The organism is Streptomyces sp. NPDC093089 (assembly GCF_044754405.1).
Classification (GTDB): domain Bacteria; phylum Actinomycetota; class Actinomycetes; order Streptomycetales; family Streptomycetaceae; genus Streptomyces.
Map to the genome: position 1 here is coordinate 598,058 of NZ_JBIVPA010000002.1, position 22,557 is coordinate 620,614.

The 22,557-nt window shown below is 74.1% G+C and carries 17 protein-coding genes; 8 read left to right on the forward strand and 9 right to left on the reverse strand.

Annotated features, from left to right (window positions below; translation table 11 throughout):
* Positions 1–18 precede the first annotated feature (18 nt).
* Positions 19–2,010: a protein kinase gene (locus ACIQFX_RS06410; RefSeq protein WP_402459381.1), complete on the forward strand. Its 1,992-nt coding sequence runs from the start codon at positions 19–21 to the stop codon at positions 2,008–2,010.
* Here the strand turns inward: ACIQFX_RS06410 and ACIQFX_RS06415 are convergent.
* Both ACIQFX_RS06415 and ACIQFX_RS06420 read right to left on the reverse strand, forming a co-directional pair.
* Positions 1,999–2,439 (reverse strand): Zn-ribbon domain-containing OB-fold protein, encoded by a 441-nt coding sequence (locus tag ACIQFX_RS06415; protein ID WP_402459382.1) that lies wholly within the window; start codon positions 2,437–2,439, stop codon positions 1,999–2,001. The genes ACIQFX_RS06410 and ACIQFX_RS06415 overlap by 12 nt on opposite strands.
* Positions 2,439–2,888: a DoxX family membrane protein gene (locus tag ACIQFX_RS06420; protein ID WP_402459384.1), complete on the reverse strand. Its 450-nt coding sequence runs from the start codon at positions 2,886–2,888 to the stop codon at positions 2,439–2,441. Before ACIQFX_RS06420 ends, ACIQFX_RS06415 begins: the two co-directional genes overlap by 1 nt.
* Positions 2,889–3,062: 174 nt before the next feature.
* On the opposite strand from ACIQFX_RS06420, the gene ACIQFX_RS06425 reads away from it, so the two are divergent.
* Positions 3,063–4,214 (forward strand): flavin-containing monooxygenase, encoded by a 1,152-nt coding sequence (locus ACIQFX_RS06425; RefSeq protein WP_402459385.1) that lies wholly within the window; start codon positions 3,063–3,065, stop codon positions 4,212–4,214.
* Positions 4,215–4,269: 55 nt separating this feature from the next.
* Here ACIQFX_RS06425 and ACIQFX_RS06430 read toward each other — a convergent pair whose 3' ends face one another.
* Positions 4,270–6,084, reverse strand: coding sequence for an FG-GAP-like repeat-containing protein (locus ACIQFX_RS06430; protein ID WP_402459387.1), 1,815 nt, complete (start codon positions 6,082–6,084; stop codon positions 4,270–4,272).
* Positions 6,085–6,264: 180 nt separating this feature from the next.
* Here ACIQFX_RS06430 and ACIQFX_RS06435 point away from each other — a divergent pair, with 180 nt between their 5' ends.
* The 4 genes from ACIQFX_RS06435 to ACIQFX_RS06450 all read left to right on the forward strand — a co-directional run bounded on the left by ACIQFX_RS06435 (position 6,265) and on the right by ACIQFX_RS06450 (position 13,041).
* Complete coding sequence (locus ACIQFX_RS06435) at positions 6,265–8,487, forward strand: acetate--CoA ligase family protein (RefSeq protein WP_402459389.1); 2,223 nt, start codon at positions 6,265–6,267, stop codon at positions 8,485–8,487.
* Between the two features lie 180 nt (positions 8,488–8,667).
* The gene (locus ACIQFX_RS06440) at positions 8,668–9,387 is read left to right on the forward strand and encodes an enoyl-CoA hydratase/isomerase family protein (RefSeq protein ID WP_402459593.1); all 720 of its coding nucleotides are present in this window, start codon (positions 8,668–8,670) and stop codon (positions 9,385–9,387) included.
* A 218-nt stretch (positions 9,388–9,605) separates the two neighbouring features.
* A complete protein-coding gene (locus ACIQFX_RS06445) occupies positions 9,606–12,263 on the forward strand; it encodes a hypothetical protein (RefSeq protein ID WP_402459391.1) in 2,658 nt (885 codons plus the stop codon).
* Positions 12,264–12,441: 178 nt separating this feature from the next.
* A complete protein-coding gene (locus tag ACIQFX_RS06450; protein ID WP_402459392.1) occupies positions 12,442–13,041 on the forward strand; it encodes a flavin reductase family protein in 600 nt (199 codons plus the stop codon).
* A 584-nt stretch (positions 13,042–13,625) separates the two neighbouring features.
* On the opposite strand, the gene ACIQFX_RS06455 is transcribed toward ACIQFX_RS06450, so the two are convergent.
* Together ACIQFX_RS06455 and ACIQFX_RS06460 are read right to left on the reverse strand one after the other, a co-directional pair.
* Positions 13,626–14,927, reverse strand: coding sequence for an MFS transporter (locus ACIQFX_RS06455; protein WP_402459393.1), 1,302 nt, complete (start codon positions 14,925–14,927; stop codon positions 13,626–13,628).
* Between the two features lie 188 nt (positions 14,928–15,115).
* Positions 15,116–16,369, reverse strand: a complete 1,254-nt coding sequence (locus ACIQFX_RS06460) for an MFS transporter (protein WP_402459395.1) — start codon at positions 16,367–16,369, stop codon at positions 15,116–15,118.
* Between the two features lie 69 nt (positions 16,370–16,438).
* On the opposite strand from ACIQFX_RS06460, the gene ACIQFX_RS06465 reads away from it, so the two are divergent.
* Positions 16,439–17,434, forward strand: a complete 996-nt coding sequence (locus ACIQFX_RS06465; RefSeq protein ID WP_402459397.1) for a GlxA family transcriptional regulator — start codon at positions 16,439–16,441, stop codon at positions 17,432–17,434.
* On the opposite strand, the gene ACIQFX_RS06470 is transcribed toward ACIQFX_RS06465, so the two are convergent.
* From ACIQFX_RS06470 to ACIQFX_RS06480, 3 genes are all read right to left on the reverse strand, one after another.
* Positions 17,395–18,615, reverse strand: coding sequence for an MFS transporter (locus ACIQFX_RS06470; protein ID WP_402459399.1), 1,221 nt, complete (start codon positions 18,613–18,615; stop codon positions 17,395–17,397). The genes ACIQFX_RS06465 and ACIQFX_RS06470 overlap by 40 nt on opposite strands.
* 153 nt (positions 18,616–18,768) lie before the next feature.
* On the reverse strand, positions 18,769–19,818 hold the full coding sequence (locus ACIQFX_RS06475) for an alcohol dehydrogenase catalytic domain-containing protein (protein ID WP_402459401.1): 1,050 nt from the start codon (positions 19,816–19,818) through the stop codon (positions 18,769–18,771).
* Positions 19,815–20,747, reverse strand: coding sequence for an SDR family oxidoreductase (locus ACIQFX_RS06480; RefSeq protein WP_402459402.1), 933 nt, complete (start codon positions 20,745–20,747; stop codon positions 19,815–19,817). Before ACIQFX_RS06480 ends, ACIQFX_RS06475 begins: the two co-directional genes overlap by 4 nt.
* Positions 20,748–20,849: 102 nt before the next feature.
* Between ACIQFX_RS06480 and ACIQFX_RS06485 the strand changes: the two genes are divergently transcribed.
* A complete protein-coding gene (locus ACIQFX_RS06485; protein WP_402459404.1) occupies positions 20,850–21,776 on the forward strand; it encodes a cyclase family protein in 927 nt (308 codons plus the stop codon).
* Positions 21,777–21,932: 156 nt separating this feature from the next.
* On the opposite strand, the gene ACIQFX_RS06490 is transcribed toward ACIQFX_RS06485, so the two are convergent.
* A complete protein-coding gene (locus tag ACIQFX_RS06490; RefSeq protein WP_402459406.1) occupies positions 21,933–22,376 on the reverse strand; it encodes an ATP-binding protein in 444 nt (147 codons plus the stop codon).
* Positions 22,377–22,557: the final 181 nt, after the last annotated feature.

The window sequence follows — 22,557 nt, forward strand, 5'->3', positions numbered from 1 at the left end:
TCGGCTACTGTGTGCCCCATGCAGGGGGAACTGGAACAAGACTCTAGTTTTGACGGTCTGACCGGCAGCGGGGCCATGCCGCTGGAACCGGGGGATCCCCGACGGATCGGGGCGTTCAGGCTGCTCGGGGTGCTCGGGTCCGGGGGGATGGGCCGGGTGTACCTCGGCGCCGTGCCGGGCAAGTTCGCGGCGGTGAAGCGGGTCCTTCCCGTACTCGCCGAGGACCCCGACTTCCTGAGCCACTTCGGGCACGAGCTGGACAACCTCGCCCGACTGCCCGCCGGGGCGAACACCAAGCTCCTCGCCAGCGACCGCACGGCCAAACCGCCGTGGTTCGCCACCGAGTTCATACCCGGCATCACCCTCAACGAGGCCGTCCGGCTCAACGGCGGCCCGCTCACCGGCGCCGCCCTCTGGCGGCTCCTCCGGGACGCGGCGGCCGGACTCCGGGTCGTCCACGGCGCCGACATGGTGCACCGCGACCTCAAGCCGTCCAACATCATGCTCACCGACGACGGCCTCTCCCTCATCGACTTCGGCGTGGCCCGGGCCGCCGACCAGAGCCGGCTGACCAAGACCGGCATGGTCATCGGCACGCCCGCCTACATGGCCCCCGAGCAGGCCGTCGCCGACCGCCGCCTCACCGGCGCGGCCGACGTCTTCGCCCTCGGCAGCCTCCTCCTGTACGCGGCGAACGGCCGGCCCCCGTTCGGCGACGGCTCCGGCCCCGACCTCCTCTACCGCGTCGTCCACGGCGAGCCCGACTTCGGCCGGCTCGCCGGCGACGAGCCCGAACTGGCGGAGCTCGTACGGAAATGCCTCGCGAAGGACCCCGAGGAGCGGCCGACGGCCGAGGAGCTCGTCGGGCTCGCCGAGGAGCGGGCCGCGGGCGCCGCCTGGCCCGCGGCCGTCGCCGAGCGGATCGGTGAGCGCGCGGCCTTCGCCGCCGAGACGCCGACCGCCGAGCACCTCACGGAGCTGGAGGAGGCCGAGCCCTCCCAGGACGTCGCGACCGCCTCGCTCACCCCGCGGCTCGGGAAGGAGCCCGCGACCGCCTCGCCCGACCCGCTGGCCGCCGCCGGCCCGGGCGCCCCGGGCGGGCAGCGCAAGCGCCGCAACCGCTTCGTCATGTTCGCCGTCCCCGTCGTCGTGGCCACCGGTACCACCCTCACGGTCGCCCTCGGCCCGTACGAGATCGGCCGCCTCGGCGCGGGCCCCAGCACCTCGCCCTCCGCCTCCGCGACCGTCTCGCAGCCGGCCGCCGTGCCGCCGTCCAGCGCCCCCGGCTCGCCCTCCTCCAAGGCCCCGTCCTCGAAGCCGCCGGCCTCCACCCCGCCCGGCGCCTCCCCCGGCGCCCCCGTTCCGCCCCCGCCCGCCGACGGCGGTGCGGGCGGCGGCGCGGGCGGCGGGACGCTGCCCGGCGGCGGCGGAAGCACCACGGTCCCCGGCGGCTCCGGGTCGGGGTCCGGGTCGGGGTCCGGGTCGGGGTCCGGGTCGGGGTCCGGTTCAGGGTCCGGCTCCGGTGGTTCGACGACCACCCGGCCACCCGCTCCGGCGACCACGAGGCCCGCGCCCCCGCCGCCCTCGCCGACCGGCGGGTCCGCGCCCTCGGGAACGTACTCGCTGGAGAACGGGTCGAGCGGCAACTGCCTGGCCGAGTACGAAGCGACCTTCGGCGTCGTCGTCACCTCGGCCGAGTGCGGCGCCCCCGGCAACAGCGGCACCACCTACTGGTACTCCTGGACCTACTCCCCCGGAGCGAACGGCACCTTCCTGCTGATCAGCCGGAAGTCCGGCCGCTGCCTCCAGCCCGCCGGCAACACCACCGTCACCACGGCCACCTGCAACGGAGCGAGCCTCCAGTCCTGGAAGGTCCTCACCTCCACCTCCGCCGGCCGCACCTTCAGGAACATGAGCGACGGGCGGTGCCTGACGGCCGGCCCGTTCGCGATGACCTACACCTGCGGCTCCGGCGCCACCCAGCTCTGGCGGAACATCTCAGCCCTCTGACGACGGGCGGCGGAAGACCGCCACCGCGACGTCGCCCTCCGGGTGGAAGGCGACCTCCAGGTCCATCCCGATCCGGAGGTCGCCGTGAGGGACGCCAACGACCTCGGTCATCATGCGCGGGCCCTCGGCGAGGTCCACCACGGCGGCGACGTACGGGACGCGCTCGCCGAACGGCGGGAGGTCGTTCCGGTGGACGACCGACCACGTGTAGAGGGTGGCCCGGCCGCTCGCCTGCTCCCAGCGGACGTCCTCGCTCCAGCAGTGGGGGCAGAACTCGCGCGGGTAGTGGTGGGCGCGGTCGCAGGCGGCGCAGTGCCGCAGCAGGAGTCGGCCCTCGGCCGCGGCGTCCCAGTAGGGGCGGGTGAAGGCGTCGATGTCGGGGGTGGCGGCCGTCGCGGAGTTCGCGGGCGTCGCGGGTTTCGCCGTCATCAGAAGAGTCCGATCGCGTGGTCGAGGGACCATGTCTGCCAGGACACGGCGAAGAGGGCGACGAGGGAGATGAGCGCCATCATCGCGTTCTGCCCCTGCTCGGCCCAGTCGTGGATCATCAGGACGAGGTAGAGGAGGTTGAGGAGGAGGCCGCCGACGAGGGCGACCGGGGTGAGGAAGCCGACGACCAGGCCGAGGCCCAGGGCGAGTTCGGCGTAGACGACGACGTACGCCATGAGCTTGGGGCGGGGGGCGACGACGGTCTCGAAGCCCTTCTTGACCTGCGGCCAGCGGTGCTTGCCGGCGACGTCCGCGGCCCAGGCGATGCCGGTGCCGCGCTCGAACCAGCCCTTCTTGTCCTTGTGGCGCCAGCTCTCCAGCCACCACAGGCCGAGGCCGATGCGGAGGACGGCGAGCCATTCGGCGCCGGTGAGCCAGACGGTCTGCATGAGCGCCCCCTCGGAGAGCCTGATCTGACGGTACGTCAGTTCAGCGCAGGGTGGGCGCGGAGCGCAAGAGGCGGGGCACGGAGGGGCACGGACCGCGCGGACGTGACCGATTCGCAACCGAAATCCCTCTTGACCGAGACCCACTACGTGTACACGTCATTACGCTCAGCATTCATGGCCATCACCACCCCTCCTAGACCCCCCGCGCACCCCGTGTACGTCATCGGCGGCGGACCCGGCGGACTCGCCGTCGCCGCCGCCCTGGGCGCCCGGGGAGTCCGGGCCGTCGTCCTGGAGAAGTCCGACGCCGTCGGAGCCTCCTGGCGCGCCCACTACGACCGGCTGCGACTGCACACCACCCGGCGGCTCTCCGCGCTCCCCGGCCTGAAGATGCCCCGCTCGTTCGGCCGCTGGGTGGCCCGCGCCGACGTCGTGCGCTACCTGGAGAAGTACGCGGAGCAGCACGAGCTGGAGGTCGTGACCGGGGTCGAGGTCCACCGCGTCGAGCGGTCCGGCGCCGACTGGATCCTGCACGCCACGGGCGGGCGGCGGCTCACCGGCCGCGCGGTGGTCGTGGCGACCGGCTACAACCACACCCCGTACGTCCCCGACTGGCCCGGCCGCGACGCGTACGAGGGCGAACTGAACCACGCGCGCCACTACCGCAACCCCGGTCCGTACGAGGGCAAGGACGTCCTCGTCGTCGGCGCCGGCAACACCGGTGCCGAGATCGCCGCCGACCTCGCCGAGGGCGGCGCCGCCCGCGTGCGCCTCGCGATCCGCACCGTCCCGCACATCGTCCGCCGCACCACCGCCGGCTGGCCCGCCCAGCGCACCGGCATCCTGGTCCGCCGGCTCCCCGCCCCGCTCGTCGACCGCATGGGCGGCCTGATGGCCAAGGTCGCCGTCCCCGACCTCTCCGCGTACGGGCTGCCCCGCCCCACGACCGGCCTCGCCACCCGCCAGCGCGAGGGCGCCGTCCCCGTCCAGGACGTCGGCCTCATCGACGCCGTGCGGGCGGGCAAGGTCGAGGTCGTCGCCGCCGTCGAGGCCTTCGAAGGCGGCGAGGTCGTCCTCGCCGACGGCACCCGGATCGCCCCGGACGCGGTCGTCGCCGCGACCGGCTACCGCCGCGCCCTCGAACCGCTCCTCGGCCACCTGGACGTCCTCGACGAGCGGGGACGGCCGGTGGTCCACGGGGCCCGCTGCCCGCGCGAGGCCCCCGGCCTCTACTTCACCGGCTTCACGAACCCGATCAGCGGCATGTTCCGGGAGCTGGCGATCGACGCGGAGCGGATCGCGCGGCGGATCGCGAAGTCGAAGTAGCCCGGTGCCCCGCCCCTCGAAGGGGCGGGGCACCGGGCTGCTCCCGACGGAGGGATCAGAACAGGTTCAGGCCGTTCCAGCCCCAGCCCGCCTTGCTCCTGGGCTTCATGCCGCCCTTGCCGTCGCCGTCGTACCGCCACAGCACACCGGCGGTGTCGAGGGCGAGGACGTCGGTGACGCCGTCGCCGGAGAGGTCGCCCGCGCCGGTGAGGGTCAGGCCCTTCCAGCCCCAGCCGATCTTGTCGGCGCCGCCCCGCTCGTAGCGGTAGAGGTCGCCGGCGGGGAAGAGGCCGAGGTGGTTCTGGTAGCCGCTGCTCGTGAACGCGCCGACGCCCGTCATGCGCTGGCCGGTGTACCCGGTGCCGACCCTCTGGCGGGCCTGGAGGCCGCCGCGGCCGTCGCCCGGGTACTGCCAGACAGCGCCCACGGCGTCGACGGCCAGGACGTCGGCGAAGCCGTCCTCGGTCAGGTCGCCGACGCCGGTGAGCTTGAAGTCCTTCCAGCCGGTGCCGATCTTCACCTTGGCGCCGAAGGCGCCGCCCGCGGTCCCGTCGAGCCGCCAGAGGCCGCCGGTGGCGTCCTGGGCGAGCGCGTCGGGGCGGCCGTCGGCGTTGAGGTCGCCGACGGCGGTGAAGCGGTAGCCCTTCCAGCCCCAGCCGATCTTCTGCCGGGGCCGGAAGCCGCCGGTGCCGGTGCCGTCGTAGCGCCAGAGGACGCCCGTGGCGTCCAGGGCGAGGAGGTCGGCGCGGCCGTCGCCGCTGTAGTCGCGACGGAAGCTGCCGTGGGGGTTCCAGCCGCGCGGCGCGACCCAGGAGACCTCGTCGGTGAGGGTGCCGGGCGCCGAGAGGACCGTGCGGGGGCCGTCGGGCGCGGCAGCGCTCCTGACGACGGCCTGCCCGCCGGACTGGTACGCGATCGCGCTGCCGTCCGGGGACCATTCGGCGCCGAACCCCCCGCCTTCGCCCGGGGTCAGTTCGTACTCGCCGCCGGTGTCGAGGACGTGGGCGCGCGCTTCCCACCTGTGGGCGCTGTCCGCGAAGGAGATCTGCTCGCCGTCCGGCGAGAACCTCGGGTTCATGCCCTCGGCGATGAGCTTCGGCTCGCCTCCGACGCGCGGGTCCCAGAGGTAGACCTCGGAGTCGCTCCTCCACCCCTTCACGAAGGTGATCTTCCCGTTCCAGGCCACGTCGGCCTGGCTGACCCCGCCGAAGGAGAGGGGGAGGCCGCTGTGGATGTCGCCGCTCCCGATGTCGACGCGATAGACGGAGAGAAGCTCGTGGACGCTGTCGTCGGCCCCGGCCCTGGGCGCGTAGCTCACGACGACCTGCCGGCCGTCGGCGGTCCAGTCGAGGCTGTCGGCCAGGACATCGGGTTCCATGAGGTTCTTGCGGACCACGCGGGCGTTCCTGCCGTCGGCGTCCGCGACCCAGAGGGCGTTGCCGCCGGTGAGGAAGGCCATGCGCAGGCCGTCGGGCGAGAAGGCGACGCCCGAGATCGCGGTCGTGGCCGTCAGGCCCCCGCCGGTGGGCACCAGCACGCGGCGGTCGGTGCCGTCGGCGTTGACCGTGACGAGGGTGTCGCCGGTGCGGACGCCGTCGACGTACGTGTACTCGGTGAAGACGACCCGGGGCTTCGGCACGCCCGTGGCGGCCTGGGCCCGGCCCTCCGTGGCCGCGGTGAGTGCGGCGGAGGAGGCGAGGACGGCCAGGGCGGCGCCGAGGGCGCGGCGGCGGCCGCGGACGCGGGTGGAGCGGGTCACGTGGTCCCCATTGCGGTTGTGGTCGGACGGTTCGGACAGTTCGGGCGGGGCGGACAGTTCGGGCGGCTGGACGCCTCGGACGCCCCGGACGCCTCGCACGTCGGCGGACATACCGCCTGTTTCAGGCGTGCCGTCCACGTGGTGAGACCCCCCTCCCCGCCGAAGGGTTGTACGCCGTCGCAGAATCCGTTCTGCCGCGACCGCCGCACACCCATTCCTGACTGGCCGTCAGTTCTGTAATCTGACTAAGCGTCAGCTGTATACGGATGGGCGAAGGGGCGGGCGGAACACATGCTTGGATCGACTCACGGCACCTTCACCACCGATCTCCGCGCCCGCGTGGTCGCCTGCGGCGAATCGCCCAGGACCGCCGTGCACGGCGTCGCCGCCGCCCCCGGCGACCACGACGTCAGCGGACGCCCGCTGCACGCCCTCGTCCCCGACCTCGACCGGTTCTTCCGGCCCGAGTCCGTCGCCGTCATCGGCGCCTCCGACACCGAGGGCCGGCCCAACACCGGCATCACCCGGCAGCTGCTCGCCTGGTCCGAACGGGTCGGCGCCCGGCTCGTGCCCGTCCACCCCACCCGTACCAGCGTCTTCGGGATCGACTGCGTGCCCTCCGTCGGCGCGCTCGCCGAACCCGTCGACCTCGCCGTCCTGCTCGTCGCCGACCCGCTGCCCGTGATCGAGGAGCTGGCCGAGGCGAAGGTGCGGTTCGCCGTCGCGTTCGCGTCCGGCTTCGCCGAGACCGGGGAGGCCGGCGCCGAGGCCCAGGAACGCCTCGCCGCGGCCGTGCGCCGCTCGGGGCTGCGCCTCCTCGGCCCCAACACCAACCTCAACGCCTTCGAGCGGTTCCGCGAGGACCTCGACGGACCCGCCGTCGCGCTCATCACCCAGTCCGGTCACCAGGGGCGGCCCGTCTTCACCCTCCAGGAACTCGGGGTCCGGCTCTCGCACTGGGCGCCGACCGGCAACGAGGCCGACCTGGAGACCGCGGACTTCATCTCCTACTTCGCGGGGCGGCCCGAGGTCGGGGCCATCGCCTGTTACGTGGAAGGGCTGAAGGACGGCCGGTCCTTCCTGCTCGCCGCCGACCGGGCCGCGCGCCAGGGCGTGCCCGTGGTCGCCGTGAAGGTGGGCCGGACCGAGACCGGGGCCCGTACGGCCGCCTCCCACACCGGGAAGCTGACCGGCGCCGACCGGGTCGTGGACGCGGCCATGCGCCAGTTCGGCGTGATCCGGGTCGACGGACTCGACCAGCTCCAGGACACCGCGACGCTCCTCGCCCGCGCGCGGCGGCCGGTCGCGGACGGCGTCGTCGTCTACTCGATCTCCGGCGGCACCGGCGCCCACTTCGCCGACCTGGCCACGGCCGCGGGACTCGGACTCCCCACCCTCCCCCAGGCCAAGCAGGACGAACTGCACCAGTGGATACCGGAGTACCTGAGCGTCTCCAACCCCGTCGACAACGGCGGGCACCCGGTCGGCGACTGGCGCGGCCGGAAGATCATCGACGCGATCCTCGCGGACCCGTCGGTCGGCGTGCTGATCTGCCCCATCACCGGACCCTTCCCGCCCATGAGCGACAAGCTCGCGCAGGACCTCGTCGACGCGGCCGAGGCGACGGACAAGCTGGTGTGCGTGGTGTGGGGATCGCCCGTCGGCACGGAGGACGCGTACCGCACGACCCTCCTCGGCTCCTCCCGCGTCGCCACCTTCCGCACCTTCGGGAACTGCATCGGGGCCGTCAAGGCCTACCTCGACCACCACCGCTTCACCACCGGCTACCGCTCCCCCTTCGACGAGGCCCCCCGCACCCCCTCCCCGTCCTTCCGCAAGGCCCAGGCACTCATGCGGCCCGGCCGGCGGCTCAGCGAGCACGCGGCGAAGCAACTGCTCCGGGCGTACGGGATACGGGTGCCGCGCGAGCAGCTCGTCACCAGCGCCGCGGCGGCCGTCCGGGCCGCCGGGCTCGTCGGCTACCCGGTGGTCATGAAGGCGTCGGGCGCCCAGCTCGCCCACAAGACCGAACTGGGCCTCGTGAAGGTCGGCCTCACCTCCGCCAGCCAGGTGCGGGACGCCTACCGCGAGCTCACCGACATCGCCCGCTTCGAGTCGATCGACCTCGACGGCATCCTCGTCTGCCAGATGGTCGGACGCGGCGTCGAGATGGTCGTGGGCGTGACCCGCGACGACCTGTTCGGCCCGACCGTCACCGTCGGCCTCGGCGGCGTCCTCGTCGAGGTCCTGAACGACACCGCCGTGCGCGTCCCGCCGTTCGACGAGCACGAGGCCCGCTCCATGCTCGCCGAGCTGCGCGGCCGCGCCCTCCTCGACGGCGTGCGCGGCGCCCCGCCCGCCGACGTCGACGCCCTCGTCGAGGTCGTCCTCCGCGTCCAGCGCATGGCCCTCGAACTCGACGGCGACCTCGCCGAACTGGACATCAACCCGCTGATGGTGCTGCCGCGCGGCCAGGGCGCGGTCGCCCTCGACGCCCTCGCGGTCTGCCGATAGGAGCCCCCGTTGCCCGAGGTCCCGCTGCCCGAGGCCCCTCTGCCCGACGCCCCGTTGCCCGAGGCCCCATTGTCCGACGCCCCTTTGTCCGACGCCCCGTTGCCCGACGCCCCGTTGTCCGACGTCCTCCACACCGTCGAGAACGGCGTCTCGTGGATCACCCTCAACCGCCCCGAGGCGATGAACGCCGTCACCTGGGACCAGCGCGAGCGGATCATCGCCCTCCTCGCCGACGCGTCCGCCGACCCGGACGTCCGGGCGGTCGTGGTGACCGCCACCGGCCGCGGCTTCTGCGCCGGCGCGGACCTCCGCGGCGCCCCGGCCACCGGCGAACGGGTCGCGGGGGACGTGGCCCGCATGATCCGCCTCGGCGCCCAACGCTTCATCGGAGCCGTACTCGACTGCGAGAAGCCCGTCGTCGCCGCCGTCAACGGCACCGCCGCCGGCATCGGCGCCCACCTCGCCTTCGCCTGCGACCTCGTCCTCGCCTCTTCCTCCGCCCGCTTCATCGAGGTCTTCGCCCGCCGCGGCCTCGTCCCCGACGGCGGCGGCGCCTACCTCCTCCCCCGCCTCATCGGCCCCCAGCGCGCCAAGGAACTCCTCTTCTTCGGCGACGCGGTGCCGGCGGCGGACGCCCTTGCCATGGGCCTCGTGAACCGGGTGGTCCCTCCCGAGGCGCTGGAGAAGACGGCCCGGGAGTGGGCCGAACGCCTCGCCCAAGGCCCCACCCGCGCCCTCGCCCTCACCAAACACCTCGTCAACACCTCCCTCGACTCCGACCGCACCACCGCCTTCGCCGCCGAGGCCACCGCCCAGGAACTCAACATGACGACGAGGGACGCCCAAGAGGGCGTGGCCAGCTTCGTCGAGCGGCGCGAGGCCCGATACGAGGGGCGCTAGCGGACGCCGCCCCTCCGGACCCGACGCCGGATCCCACGCCGGATCCCACGTCGGACCCGACTCCCGCGCCGACCCCGACGGTCGAGCCGACCCCGGGTCCGACGGAGCCGCCCACCGTCCCCTGCCCCGCCCTGCCTCTCGCCGCTTTCGGCGACCGGGGCGACGCGATCGGGCACGTCACGCTGGACCCGGCCGGCACCGCCTGCTCCACGGTCACCGTGGAGAAGCCGGGGCTGCACCGGCTGCGCAGCGACGCGGCCTTGCAGGCCAGGCTCTACGACGGCGGGAAGGAGCTCGACTGCTTCGACCCCGAGACCTCCACGAGCGGCTGGTGCAGGCCGAGTCACGCGGGTGCGTTCACCCTTCGGGCCACCAACACCAGTTCGATCCGGACGACGGCCGCGGTCGCCGTCACACCGCTCGCCGCCACCGCCCCCTGCGGCACGGAGGCGAGCACCCGCTACGACGCGGAGCCCGTCACGGGAACGGCGCCGAACGGAGTGACCCTCCTCTGCCAGAACTTCACCGGCCTGCCGGGGGAGCGCATCACCGTCGACAACACGCCCGAGGGCGGCTGGACGCCGTTCTCCTGGATCACCGACGGAACCGGGGAACGGCTCTGCCCCCGCATCGACCAGGACGGCACCAAGGGGTGCGTGCTGCCCGGTCAGGGCCCCTACCGGGTGCTGAGCGAGATCCGTTCGGACGCCTCGGCCTACCCCCTCTCGTACACCCAGAGGATCCGGCGGCTCTCCGAGCCGGCGGGGTGCGCGGCCCTGACGGTCCACGACTTCGGGTCGGTCCCGACCACGTCGCCGGGAACGTCGTGCGTGGCGTTCACCGCCACCGCGACCGCCCCGCACGACGTCTACGAGGTCCCGTCCTCCACGGCCCGGCGGCTCGCCGTGTACGAGCCCGACGGCCGCACGGCCTGCGAGGCGTGGAGCCGCACGTGCCCGCTGCGCGCCGGGGTCCGCTACGCCGTGATCACGGAGAACCCGGTCCTGGTCCACGACCGCTCCTCCGGCGCGGGCTGCACCACCGCCGACGTCGGCGGGAACACGAACGGGACGTTCACGGTGCCCGGTGAGGTCGACTGCCTGACGCTGCCGCTGCCCGAGGGCGCGCACGTGGCCGGACTCGTGTCGTACGGGTACTCCGCCACGCCGTCCCCCGTACTGGCGGTCGTCGACGGGACGGGCGAGGAGATCTGCTCGGACCACAGCGTGACGACGGGCCAGTGCGTCCTGACCGGCTCCGGTCCGTACCGTGCTCCGGTCACGATGTACGGCACCCTGAGCGGTTCCCCGGTCACGACGGGCACGTACCACGTCGCCTTCCACCGGACCGACGGCGAGAGCGCCTGCCCGGTGCTCCCGGCGGGCGACTTCACGGCCGACGGGCCCCGGGCGCAGGTCACCATCGGCGCGGAGGGCTTCGCCCAGTGCCTGCGGGTGACCACGGCCGACGCGAGGGACACCCTGCACCTCGGCATCCGCGACGAGGCGGGCCGGGCGCGGTTCAGCGCGTACGACACCAACGGCACGACCGTCTGCGGCTCCACCGCCAAGGGCTGCGCCGCCACCGGCTCCACCGCCTACCAGGTGCTCGTCGACAAGGACTGGTCGTACGCGCCCACCTACCGGTTCGACGCGCTGCGCATCGGTACGGCGGCGGGCCCGGCGCCCGAGTGCGTCGAGGTCCCGAACGTCAGCTACGGTTTCGGGCCGCTCGTCGACACCCTGAACGAGGAGCACACCGCCCTCTGCGCGGTGCTGCCGACCGCCGCGGGCGACGACTTCGACCTGGCGTTCACGCCGCCGGGCTCCGTCGCGCCGCCTCCGACCGCGTTGCTCTACTCCCCGTCGAGCTCCCAGAGCACCTGCAGCGGCCCGTACTCGCGGGCCGACAAGACCTACTACTGCTCCGTGCCGGGGTACTCCGAGCCTCCGGTGTCCCGGCCGTCGACGCTCGTCATCGGGCTCCCGGCGAAACACGCGCCGGAACCCACGGCCGTACAGCTCACGGCCAGGTGCGCCGACACGTACTGCGGCGTCGAGGCGCCGGGCGTCGGCACCGTGAGCCCCACCACCGGCGGCGCGGGGAGGATCACCGTCACGCTCACCGGAACCGCGCTGCACGAGAACGACCAGGTGGCGGTCCTCGGGACGGACGGCCTGTGGCGCCGGTCGACGACCGTGTCGGTCGCCCCCGACCGGCACAGCCTGACGGCGGCCCTCGACCTGACGGGCGTGGGCGTCGGCGTACGCGACCTGAGCGTCTTCACGCACTCGGGACGGGAGTACCGCAGGGGCACGTTCACGGTCGTCGCCCCCCTCCGCAGCACCACCGCGCCGGGCGTCTCCGGCACGGCGGTCGTCGGCGGGCAGGTGACGGCGAACCCGGGAACGTGGCCGCTGCCGACGGACTCGCTCGCGTACGAGTGGCGGGCCCACGGCGTCGCGATCCCCGGTGCCACGGCCGCCGCGTACACGCTGCCGCCGGAGCTGTTCGGCAAGCAGCTGTCGGTGGCGGTGACGGCGCGGAAGACCGGGCATCCCGTCGTGACGGCGACGAGTGCCGGGGTGGCGGCGAAGGGCGTCGCGCCCAAGCCGGTCAAGGTGCCGGCCATGTCGGGTGCCACGCGGGGCGGCGTCAGGGTGACGGCCGTGGTCGGCACGTGGTCGCCGGCGCCGAGCTCGTACGCGTACCAGTGGTACGCGAACGGGCGGGCGATCAGCGGGGCGACGAAGTCGTGGTTCACCCTGACGAAGGCGCAGCGGGGGACGCGGATCACCGTGCGGGTGACGGCGTACCGGACGGGTCACACGGCGGGGATCGCGTGGACCCGGGCGACGGTGGCCGTCGCGGGCTGATCGGGGAACGGCACGGCGTGCGCGCGGACTCGCGTGCGCGGACTCGCGTGCGCGGACTCGCGTGCGCGGACTCGCGTGCGCGGACTCGCGTGCGTGGAGGAAGCCCTCGGGGCGACGGTTCGGCCGTCGCCCCGAGGGCTTCCTATCTGACGGATCGTCAGTTTCAATGGACGGTGTGATGGGACATGCGGGGATGGCGGCCACCGCCGTCCGACACCTGAGAGCGGCCGGTTCGCCGACGGCCGTGGAACCACTGCCCAGGCCCGTGCTGCGCGCGGTACGGGAGGACGAGCGGCCCCCCGTGGATCCGGCGGAGTTCCGCCGGGTGCTGGGGCACTTCGCGAGCGGGGTGACGATCGTGACGGCCGTGGACGCGGAGGGACCGGCAGGGTTCGCCTGCCAGTCGTTCGCGTCGCTGTCGCTGGATCCGCCGCTGGTCGCGTTCATGGTCGCCCGCACGTCGACGACGTGGCCGCGGATCGCGGGCGCGGGCTCGTTCTGCGTCAACGTGCTGGGGGCCGACCAGGGCGGCCTGTGCAGGTCGTTCGCCGTGAGCGGCGCCGACAAGTTCGCGGGGGTGGAGTGGGAGCCGGCACCGGTGACCGGCTCACCGCGGCTGCCCGGCGCGCCGGCGTGGATGGACTGCACGATCAGCGCCGTGCACACCGGCGGCGACCATCTGATCGTGGTGGGGCGGGTCGACGCCCTGGGCGCGGCGGAGGACGGGGATCCGCTGCTGTTCCACCGGGGGCGGTTCGGGCGGTTCAACACCCCCTGACACCCCCTCGCCGCGGGCCCCGGGTCACGGACCCTTCCTTTGGCGGGGCCTGGCGGTCGACCGCGCCGCTCCCCCGGCCCCTCGGGCGGGGCCGCGCCCCGGGGCCATCGGCCCGCCCTTCGGCGGGGCCTGGTTGCGCGCCCGCACCCGCACCCGCTGTACGGCGCCGTATCGGTGCGGGTCCAGGCCCAGGGGGCGGAGGCGCCGCCGAGGGCGCCGTCCCGTGTGCCCACCCGTCCCGCCCCAGCGGGACGATTGCCCACACGGAGGGTGGGCCAGGGGGCGGGCACGGCCCACACGGGGGTGGGCCCGGCGGCCGGCGTGCGGACCCACACGGCGGCGGGCCGGTGGCCTGCGCGCGGGCGCGGACCCACACGGCGGTGGGGCGAGGGGCGGTCGCGTACGGCGCGCGGGGGCGTCGGGTACGGGCCGACAGGGAGGCGGGTGCGCGGCCCACGGAGGTGGGCCGGGGTCGGCGCATGGGTGCCGCCCGCACGAGGCAGGGGCGCAGCCCACGTGGCGGGGGTGCGGGCGCAGCCCACGTGGCGGGCCGTCGGGGGCGGAGGGCTCAGGGGCTCAGGCGGTCAGGGGGTTTGGGGGCGGCGGATGACGAGGGACATGAGGGCGGCGGCGGCGCACAGGGCGCCGGAGGCGTACCAGACGACGTCGTAGCTGCCGAAGAGGTCGCGGGCGACGCCGCCGGCGAAGGCGACGGCGGCGGCGCCGACCTGGTGGGAGGCGAGGACCCAGCCGAAGACGATCGCGGAGTCCTCGCCGTAGTGCTCGCGGCAGAGGGCGATCGTCGGCGGGACGGTGGCGACCCAGTCGAGGCCGTAGAAGACGATGAAGAACAGCATCGGCGGGTGGACGGCGGGGGCGAGGAGCATCGGCAGGAAGAGGAGGGAGATCCCGCGGAGCGCGTAGTAGACGGCGAGGAGGCGGCGGGCCGCGAAGCGGTCGGTGAACCAGCCGGAGGCGATGGTGCCGACGACGTCGAAGACGCCGATGACGGCGAGGAGTCCGGCGGCGGCGGTGACGGGCATGCCGTGGTCGTGGGCGGCGGGCACGAAGTGTGTCTTGACCAGGCCGTTCGTGGAGGCGCCGCAGATCGCGAAGGTGCCGGCGAGGAGCCAGAAGGGGCCGGTGCGGGCCGCCTTGAGGAGGACGGTGACGGCGCGGCGGGCGGCGCCGGTGACGGGCGCGGGCTTCTCGGCGTACTCGCCGCCGTACGGGGCCAGGCCGACGTCCGCGGGGTGGTCGCGGAGCAGCAGCCACACGAAGGGGACGACGGCGAGCGCGGCGAGGGCGACGGTCACGGCGGCGGGGCGCCAGCCGTGGTGTTCGACCAGCCAGGACAGCAGCGGCAGGAAGACGAGCTGGCCGGAGGCGCCGGCGGCGGTGAGGATGCCGGTGACCAGGCCGCGGCGGCCGACGAACCAGCGGTTGGTGACGGTCGCGGCGAAGGCGAGGGCCATGGAGCCGCTGCCGAGGCCGACGAGGACGCCCCAGTAGAGGACGAGTTGCCAGGCGGCGGTCATCCACACGGTGAGGAGCGACCCGGCGGCGATGACCGTCAGGGCGACGGCGACGACCCGGCGGATGCCGAACCGGTCCATGAGCGCGGCGGCGAAGGGGGCGGTGAGCCCGTAGAGCGCGAGGTTGACCGAGACGGCGAAGCCGATCGTCCCGCGTGACCAGTCGAACTCGCCGTGCAGCGGCTCGATCAGCAGGCCCGGCAGGGAGGCGAACGCCGCGGCGCCGATGATCGTGACGAAGGTGACGGCCGCGACGAACCAGGCGCGGTGGACGCGGGGCGCGCGGAGGGGCGTGCGGACGGGGGGACGGTCGGGTGCGTGACCGGCGGGGCGCTCGGTTGTCTGGGCCATGCCACCGAGCATCCCGCCCGCGCCGCGCCCCGACCATTGGCCCGAATGACAGCTTTCCAAAAGATCGGGACACGCCTCCGCGCCCCGGACCCCGGACGGCGACACGGCCCGGCGTCCCGGACCCCGGACAGCGACACGCCCCGGTCCCGGGCCCGCGTCCAGGACGCCCCCTCCGCCCCCGCGCGCTCCTACACCCGCGGCAGTGTCCTGATCGGCCGTACGGCGAGCAGCGCGGCCACCACGAGGACGGCGATGCCCGCGCCCGTGAGCAGCACATGCTGGGTGCCGACGGCGGCGGCGACGGGGCCCGACAGGGTGCGGCCGACGCCCATCATGAGGAGGGAGCCGGCCACGTCGTAGGCGTGCATGCGGTTGAGGGCCTCCTGGGGGACGTGGGTCTGGACCGAGGTGGACCACATGACGAGCCAGAAGGCGAAGGCCGCGCCGGCGACGAACTGGCCGGCGCCGAGGAGGGCGACGGGCGCGCCGAGGCCGAGGAGGGCGAGGTTCACGGGGAGGCCGAGGAGGGCGACGGCGCCGGAGGCGAGGGGGAGGCGGGGGCGGAGCCGGAGGGCGAGCAGGCCGCCGACGGCGCTGCCGGCGCCGTTGACGGCCATGAGCACGCCGTACGCGGCCGAGCCGTGGTCCTCGGTGACCAGGCTCGCGGTGAGCGGCACCATGGGCCCGGCGACGGTCAGCCCGTACACCGTCCAGATGGATATGACGCCCCACAGCCAGCTCCGGGACCGGAACTCGCGCCAGCCGCCGGCGAGTTCGGCGCCGAGGGAGTCGCGGCGTGCGGAGTCGGACGGGAGCGGGGCGATCCGCAGGAGGGCGAGGCAGAGGGCGCTGACCGCGAACGTCACGCCGTTGACGGCGAAGGCCGCGCCCGCGTTCCAGACGGCGACGAGCAGGCCGGCGGCGGCCGGTCCCGCCATGGTCATGAGGGCCTCGACGACCCGCAGGACGGCGTTGGCGCGCTGCACGTCGGGGGCGATGCGGGGGATGGTGGAGGCGACGCCGGGCTGGAAGAGGGCGGCGCCCGTGCCGGCGGCGGCGGAGAGGGCGTACACCGCCCAGAGCGGCGGGCCGCCGAGGGCGAAGGTGACCGCGAGGACGGCGGCGCCGGGCAGCCGCAGGAGGTCCGCGAGGATCATCATGCGGCGGGCGGTGAACCGGTCCGCGAGGACGCCGCCGAAGAGCACGAAGAGCGCGAAGGAGGCCGTCCAGCCGCCGAGCGCGTAGCCGACGGTGGAGCCGGGGTGGCCGGCGCCGAGGAGTCCGGCGGCGAAGGCGACCGGGACCATGCCCTCGCCGAAGACGGCGACCGCGCGGGCGACGAAGAAGAGCCGGAAGTTGCGGTTCCAGAGTGCGGGCGGCTCGACCGGGGCGGGAATCCGCTCGGCGGCCTCAGACTTGTAGGTGTTGTCCGTCACGGACAAGCAGAACTACCGGAAAGTGGTCTGGACCACCAGTCCTTTTCTCCGCCGCCCGCCGAAGGGAGCACGCCCGTGCCGTCGCAGTCCGGCCCCACCCCCCACCGCGTCGCCGTCCTCGCGCTGCCCGGTCTCCTCCCCTTCGAGCTCGGCATCCCGCACCGGATCTTCGGGCGCGCCAAGGACGCCGCGGGACGGCACCTGTACGAGATCGTCACCTGCGCGCCGACCGCGGGCGCCGTGCCCACCGACGCCGACTTCTCCGTGTACGTGGAGCACGGGCCGGAGGTCCTCGCCACCGCCGACACGGTCGTCGTCCCCGCCTCGTACGAGCTGGGGCCCGTCCACGAGGAGGGCAGGCTCACCGAGGAGCTGGCCGCCGCGCTGGCGCACATCCGGCCCGGCACCCGGCTCGTCTCCATCTGCACCGGCGGGTACGTGCTGGCCGCCGCCGGGTTCCTCGACGGGCGCCCGGCCACCACCCACTGGTCCTCGGCCGAGCACTTCCAGCGGCTCTTCCCTTCCGTACGGGTCGACGCGGACGTCCTCTTCGTCGACGACGGCGACGTCCTGACCTCGGCGGGCGTCGCCGCCGGGATCGACCTGTGCCTGCACATCGTGCGCCGCGACCACGGCACGGCCGTCGCCAACGACGTCGCCCGCAGGACCGTCGTACCGCCGCACCGCGACGGCGGCCAGGCCCAGTACATCGAGCGTCCGATGCCCGAGGCGGGCACCCACACCACGACCACCGCGCGGGCGTGGGCGCTGGCCCACCTGGACGAGCCGATCCAGTTGCGGGACCTGGCCGGGAAGGAGTCGATGAGCGTGCGGACGTTCACCCGGCGCTTCCGCGACGAGGTCGGCATCAGCCCCGGCCAGTGGCTCACCCAGCAGCGGGTCGAACGCGCCCGGCACCTCCTGGAGTCCACCGGCCTCCCCGTCGACCGGGTCGCCCGGGACGCCGGCTTCGGCACCGCGCAGTCCCTGCGCGTCCACCTGATGACCGCGATCGGCGTGACCCCGACGGCCTACCGCCGCACCTTCCGCGCGGGCGCGGACGCCGTCTGAACGCCGCCCGCCACCGGGGTGCGGCGGATCAGCCGTTGCTCTCCCACGGCGCCGACCCCGGCGAGCAGCACCGTCAGGACCACTCCGCACAGGATCGCCGTCGACGGCGCCACCACCTTGAGCAGCACGCCCGCGAGGGTGCCGCTGACCGCGTAACCGGCTCCCAGCGCCGCGTACATCACCGAGTACCCGGCGGCGAGCGCGGACGGAGGCAGGATCTCCCGCAGGGCGAGGTTCCGGGCCAGGCCCGACGGCGCCTGGAGGAACCCGGCGACGACCAGCGCCACCGCGATGGCGGCCGCCCACGGCAGTACGGCGACCAGCGCGACGCCCGAGGCCACCGCGAACACGAGCACCGTCGCCTGGGCGGACAGCGACCCCGGCCAGTGGCCCCGCAGGCCGTACACGATCCCGCCCGCCGCCGAGCCGATGGAGAACCCGGCGAGCAGCGGCCCCGCCCACCCGATGCCGATCCCCCTCTGTTCGAGCAGGGCGGGCAGCACCAGTTCGGCCAGCGCGAGCAGCGTGAGGCCGGCGGCCCCCAGCACGTACACCGGCCAGGCCCGCAGCAGCGTGCGCCGCATCGACGCGCCCTCCTCCTGCGGCTCGGCCGCCCACCCGGCCGGCAGCATCCACAGCCCCGCCACCGACACGGCCAGCAGCGCCCCCATGAGGAGCAGCGGCACGGCCGGGTCGACGCCGAGCGCGAGCCCGGTCGCCAACGCGGGCGCGGCCGCCCAGACGGCGAAGGTCAGCACCGTCTCCATGCTCATCGCCTGCGTGACGGCCCGCTCCGGTACGAGGCTCGTGAGCAGCACCCGCAGCCCCCCGGGCACGAAGGCGGGCCCGAAACCGGCGAGTACCGCGAGGGTGGCGAGCACCACCGGGTGGGCGCCCGGCACCAGTGCGAGGCCGACGAACCCGGCGGCGCCGACGGCGAGCCCCGCGGCCAGCTGCGGCCTGGCCCGCTCGGCTTTCATCCGCATCCCGAGGACGGGCGCGCCGACGATCTCGCCGAGCACGTACACCGCCGCGAGCACGGCCCCGAGCGAGTACCCGCCGGGTCGCTCCCTCACCAGGAACACGACCGCGATCGGCGCCATGGCGATGGGCAGCCGGCTGGTCACCGTGACGGCGGACCAGGCCAGGACGGGTCGGGTGGCGAGTTCGCGGTAGGACATGGCCGTGACCGTAACCCGCCGACGGTCCTGCCCCCCAGGGAAATACGGCGCGCTCGCCCGCCCCCGCGGCCCGCCCTCCGTCCCGTCCGTCCTCCTGCCCGCCGTCCCGTCCTTCCCTGCCCGCCGTCCCGTCCGTCCCCTGCTCCGTGCGGCTCAGAACGTGAGCACGCCCCGGGCCACCTTGCCCCGCTCCGCGTCCTCCACCGCCCGCGCGAAGTCCTCCACGGGGTAGGTGGCGGTCACGAGCTCGTCGAGGAGGAGGGCGCCCGTCCGGTACAGCTCCGCGTAGAGGGCGATGTCCTTCTGGGGGCGGGAGGAGCCGTAGCGGCAGCCCAGGATCGACTTGTCCAGGAACATGGCGGCGGGCAGGAACGTCGCCTCCGCCCTGGGCGCGGTCATGCCGAGGAGGACGGCCTGGCCGTGGCGGTCGAGCAGGTCGACGGCGGTACGGACGAGGCCCGTGTGCCCGACGCACTCGAAGACGTGGTCGGCGCCGGTGGGCAGGACCTCGCGGACGCCGTCCGCGGAGTCGAGGAAGTGGGTGGCGCCGAACCGCCGCGCCACGGCCTCCTTCTCCGGGTTGGTGTCGACGGCCACGATCGTCAGGGCCCCCGCGATCCGGGCGCCCTGGATCACGTTGAGCCCGATCCCTCCGGTGCCGATGACGACGACCGTCTCGCCCCGGCCGACCTTCGCCCGGTTCAGCACCGCCCCGACGCCGGTGAGGACGCCGCACCCCATCAGCGCGGCGGACGTCAGCGGGATGTCCTCGGGGATCCGCACCGCCTGGACCGCCTTGACCACCGTCCGTTCCGCGAACGACGAGTTCGACGCGAACTGGTACACCGGCCGGCCGTCCCGCGAGAACGGCTGCCCCGGCATCCCGATCGCCTTCCGGCACATCGTCGGCCGTCCCCGGTCGCAGTCCGCGCACGCCCCGCAGTTCGCCAGCGTGGACAGGGCCACGTGGTCCCCGGGCACGACGTGCACCACGCCGGCCCCGACGGCCTCCACGACCCCGGCGCCCTCGTGGCCGAGGACCACCGGCGGCGGGAACGGGATCGTGCCGTCCACCACCGACAGGTCGCTGTGGCAGAGCCCCGCCGCCGCGATCCGGACCAGCACCTCGCCCGGCCCGGGGTCCCGCACCTCCAGGTCGTCGACGACCTCCACCGACTTCCCGTCGAACACGACGCCCCTCATGACCGTTCCTCCTTCGCGGCGTTGGGGCGGTCGCCCGCCGCGGCGGCGCGTGCCATCTCCTCCAGCCGGGCGAGCATCGGCATGGGGTCGGTGCCGACGGTCCCGGGGAGGAAGTCGGCGATGCGTTCGGGGGTCCAGGCGGCGCCTTCGGCGTAGCCGGCGCGCAGTTCGCGCGGCTGGGCCCAGACGGCGATCTTGGGTCCGGCGATCGTGTAGACCTGGCCGGTGATCTTCTCGGCGCGGGCCCGCTCGGAGAGGAGGTAGACGACGAGGGCGGCCACGTCCTCGGGCTCGCCGATCTCCTTGAGCTCCATGGGGACGTTGGCCGACATGCGGGTGCGGGCGACCGGGGCGACGGCGTTCGCGGTGACGCCGTACTTGTGGAGCCCGAGCGCCGCGGAGCGGACGAGGGAGATGATCCCGCCCTTGGCGGCCGAGTAGTTGGCCTGGGCGACGGAGCCCTGGTGGTTGCCGCTGGTGAACCCGATCAGCGTGCCCGTGCCCTGCTTGCGCATGACGGCCGACGCGGCGCGGAAGACGGTGAACGTGCCCTTGAGGTGGGTGGCGACGACGGGGTCCCACTCCTCCTCGGACATGTTGAAGAGCATGCGTTCGCGGAGGATGCCGGCAACGCAGACGACGCCGTCGATCCGCCCGTACTCGGCGAGGGCTACGTCCACGATCCGCTGCCCGCCCGCCATCGTCGAGATGTCGTCGGCGACGGCGACGGCCGCGCCGCCCGCCGCCTCGATCTCCTTCACGACGGCGAGGGCGACCTCGGAGGTCGGTTCGCCGCCCTCGATCGACACCCCGTAGTCGTTGACGACGACCTTCGCGCCCTCCGCCGCGCACGCGAGGGCGACGGCGCGGCCGATGCCCCGCCCCGCTCCCGTCACCGCGACGACCTTGCCAGCCAAGAAGTTCCCCACGCCCGGCCCCTTCCCGCATTTTCTGACGGTCCGTTAGATTCGTTCGTCGTCAGGATTCTACGGTCCGTCAGATACCGGAAAACAAGACCCCGGAGGCCTCCGATGTCCCTCCCCGCCGCATTTCACGAGATCGCCAAACGCGTCAACAACTGGGGCCGCTGGGGCCGGGACGACGAGATCGGCACCCTCAACCTCGTCACGGACGAGGTGGTGCGCGAGGCCGTCGCCACCGTCCGCACCGGCCACCGCGTCCCCCTCGCCGTCGACCTGAAGCAGGACGGCGTGCAGACCGGGATGATCCCCGGCCGGGTCAACCCGCTGCACGTCATGGTCCAGGTCAACCAGGAGCTCTTCGGCCCCGGCACGGTCGCCACCAGCGACGACGCCGTGACCCTGGGCCTCCAGGCCGGCACCCACTGGGACGCCCTGACCCACGCCTCGCACTCGGGCCGCATCTACAACGGCCGCCCCGCCGCCACCATCACCCCGCACGGCCGCTCCGAGTTCAGCGGCATCCACACCGCCCGGCACCTCGTGAGCCGCGGGGTCCTCCTGGACGTCGCCGCCGCGAAGGGCGTCGACCGGCTGCCCGGCGACCACGCCGTCACTCCGGAGGACCTCGACGAGGCGGCCGACTTCGGCGGCGTCACGGTCCGGGCCGGCGACATCGTCCTCGTACGGACGGGTCAGATGCGGGCGTACCTGGCCGGGGACAAGCACGGATACGCCTTCCCGTCACCGGGCCTCTCGATCCGCACACCGGAGTGGTTCCACGCCCGCGACGTCGCCGCCGTCGCCAACGACACGCTCACCTTCGAGATCTTCCCACCGGAGATCGACGACCTGTGGCTGCCGGTGCACGCGCTCGACCTGGTCGAGATGGGGATGCTCCAGGGGCAGAACTGGAACCTCGAAGGCCTGTCCACAGCCTGTGCACAAGAACGGCGCTACGCCTTCCTGCTCTCCGCCATGCCGGAACCCTTCGTCGGCGGTACGGGCACGCCGGTGGCACCGGTCGCCATCCTCTGAGGCGCGGGTCGACGGGCGGCGGCGCGCTCGCGCGCGCCCCGAGCACGGCACGGCCGCCGCCACCCGGCCACGACCCGCACACGCCGAGGGCACACGGCCCTCGGCTCCCCTCGCCACGAATCGCTCACACCAGAGTGGGCAAAACGCCACGAACCGTCAACAGTGCACCCGGCCGGGCGACACCACGGCCTGCCCGCGCGAAGGGCCCACCGGAATCCGGTCGACCTCGCACCAGATGCTCTTGCCGGCGCCCTCCGGCTGCCAGCCCCACCGGTCCGCGAGGCCGTCCACCAGCTCCAGGCCGCGCCCGTTGGTGTCGTCGCCCTCGGCGTGCCGGGGCCTCGGCGGGCGGTCACTGGTGTCGGCGACCTCGACCCGCACCCCGCCCTCCGCCGCGAAGAGCATCCGCAGCACCGCCGGACACCCCGTGTGCACCACGGCGTTGGTCACGAGCTCGGAGATGAGCAGGACCAGCGTGTCGGCCAGCGGTTCGTCATCCCCTATGCCCGATCCGGCGAGCCGCGAGCGGGCCCACCTCCTGGCTCGCCCCACCTCGGCCGGGTCGGGCCCGACCTCCAACTGCACCTGAAGCACCTGCACCGCTCACACCATCCGAACCGGCGGACAACACACCTTCACGGAACGTGATTCCCTTGTGGGACAGCATGGTTGACGTACAGTCACCGCAACAAGCGCTTCAGGCATATTCCAGCGCGAAGGAGTACGCATGGTCCATACTGTGCGACGCACGCTGCGGGTAGTCGAACGCCGGGCGCGAGCG

Excerpts from the sequence above, each read along its gene's own strand:
- ACIQFX_RS06410 (WP_402459381.1), top strand. The coding sequence starts at position 19 with ATGCAGGGGGAACTGGAACAAGACTCTAGTTTTGACGGTCTGACCGGC.
- ACIQFX_RS06415 (WP_402459382.1), bottom strand. The coding sequence starts at position 2,439 with ATGACGGCGAAACCCGCGACGCCCGCGAACTCCGCGACGGCCGCCACC.
- ACIQFX_RS06420 (WP_402459384.1), bottom strand. The coding sequence starts at position 2,888 with ATGCAGACCGTCTGGCTCACCGGCGCCGAATGGCTCGCCGTCCTCCGC.
- ACIQFX_RS06425 (WP_402459385.1), top strand. The coding sequence starts at position 3,063 with ATGGCCATCACCACCCCTCCTAGACCCCCCGCGCACCCCGTGTACGTC.
- ACIQFX_RS06430 (WP_402459387.1), bottom strand. The coding sequence starts at position 6,084 with ATGTCCGCCGACGTGCGAGGCGTCCGGGGCGTCCGAGGCGTCCAGCCG.
- ACIQFX_RS06435 (WP_402459389.1), top strand. The coding sequence starts at position 6,265 with ATGCTTGGATCGACTCACGGCACCTTCACCACCGATCTCCGCGCCCGC.
- ACIQFX_RS06440 (WP_402459593.1), top strand. The coding sequence starts at position 8,668 with ATGAACGCCGTCACCTGGGACCAGCGCGAGCGGATCATCGCCCTCCTC.
- ACIQFX_RS06450 (WP_402459392.1), top strand. The coding sequence starts at position 12,442 with ATGGGACATGCGGGGATGGCGGCCACCGCCGTCCGACACCTGAGAGCG.
- ACIQFX_RS06455 (WP_402459393.1), bottom strand. The coding sequence starts at position 14,927 with ATGGCCCAGACAACCGAGCGCCCCGCCGGTCACGCACCCGACCGTCCC.
- ACIQFX_RS06470 (WP_402459399.1), bottom strand. The coding sequence starts at position 18,615 with ATGTCCTACCGCGAACTCGCCACCCGACCCGTCCTGGCCTGGTCCGCC.
- ACIQFX_RS06475 (WP_402459401.1), bottom strand. The coding sequence starts at position 19,818 with ATGAGGGGCGTCGTGTTCGACGGGAAGTCGGTGGAGGTCGTCGACGAC.
- ACIQFX_RS06485 (WP_402459404.1), top strand. The coding sequence starts at position 20,850 with ATGTCCCTCCCCGCCGCATTTCACGAGATCGCCAAACGCGTCAACAAC.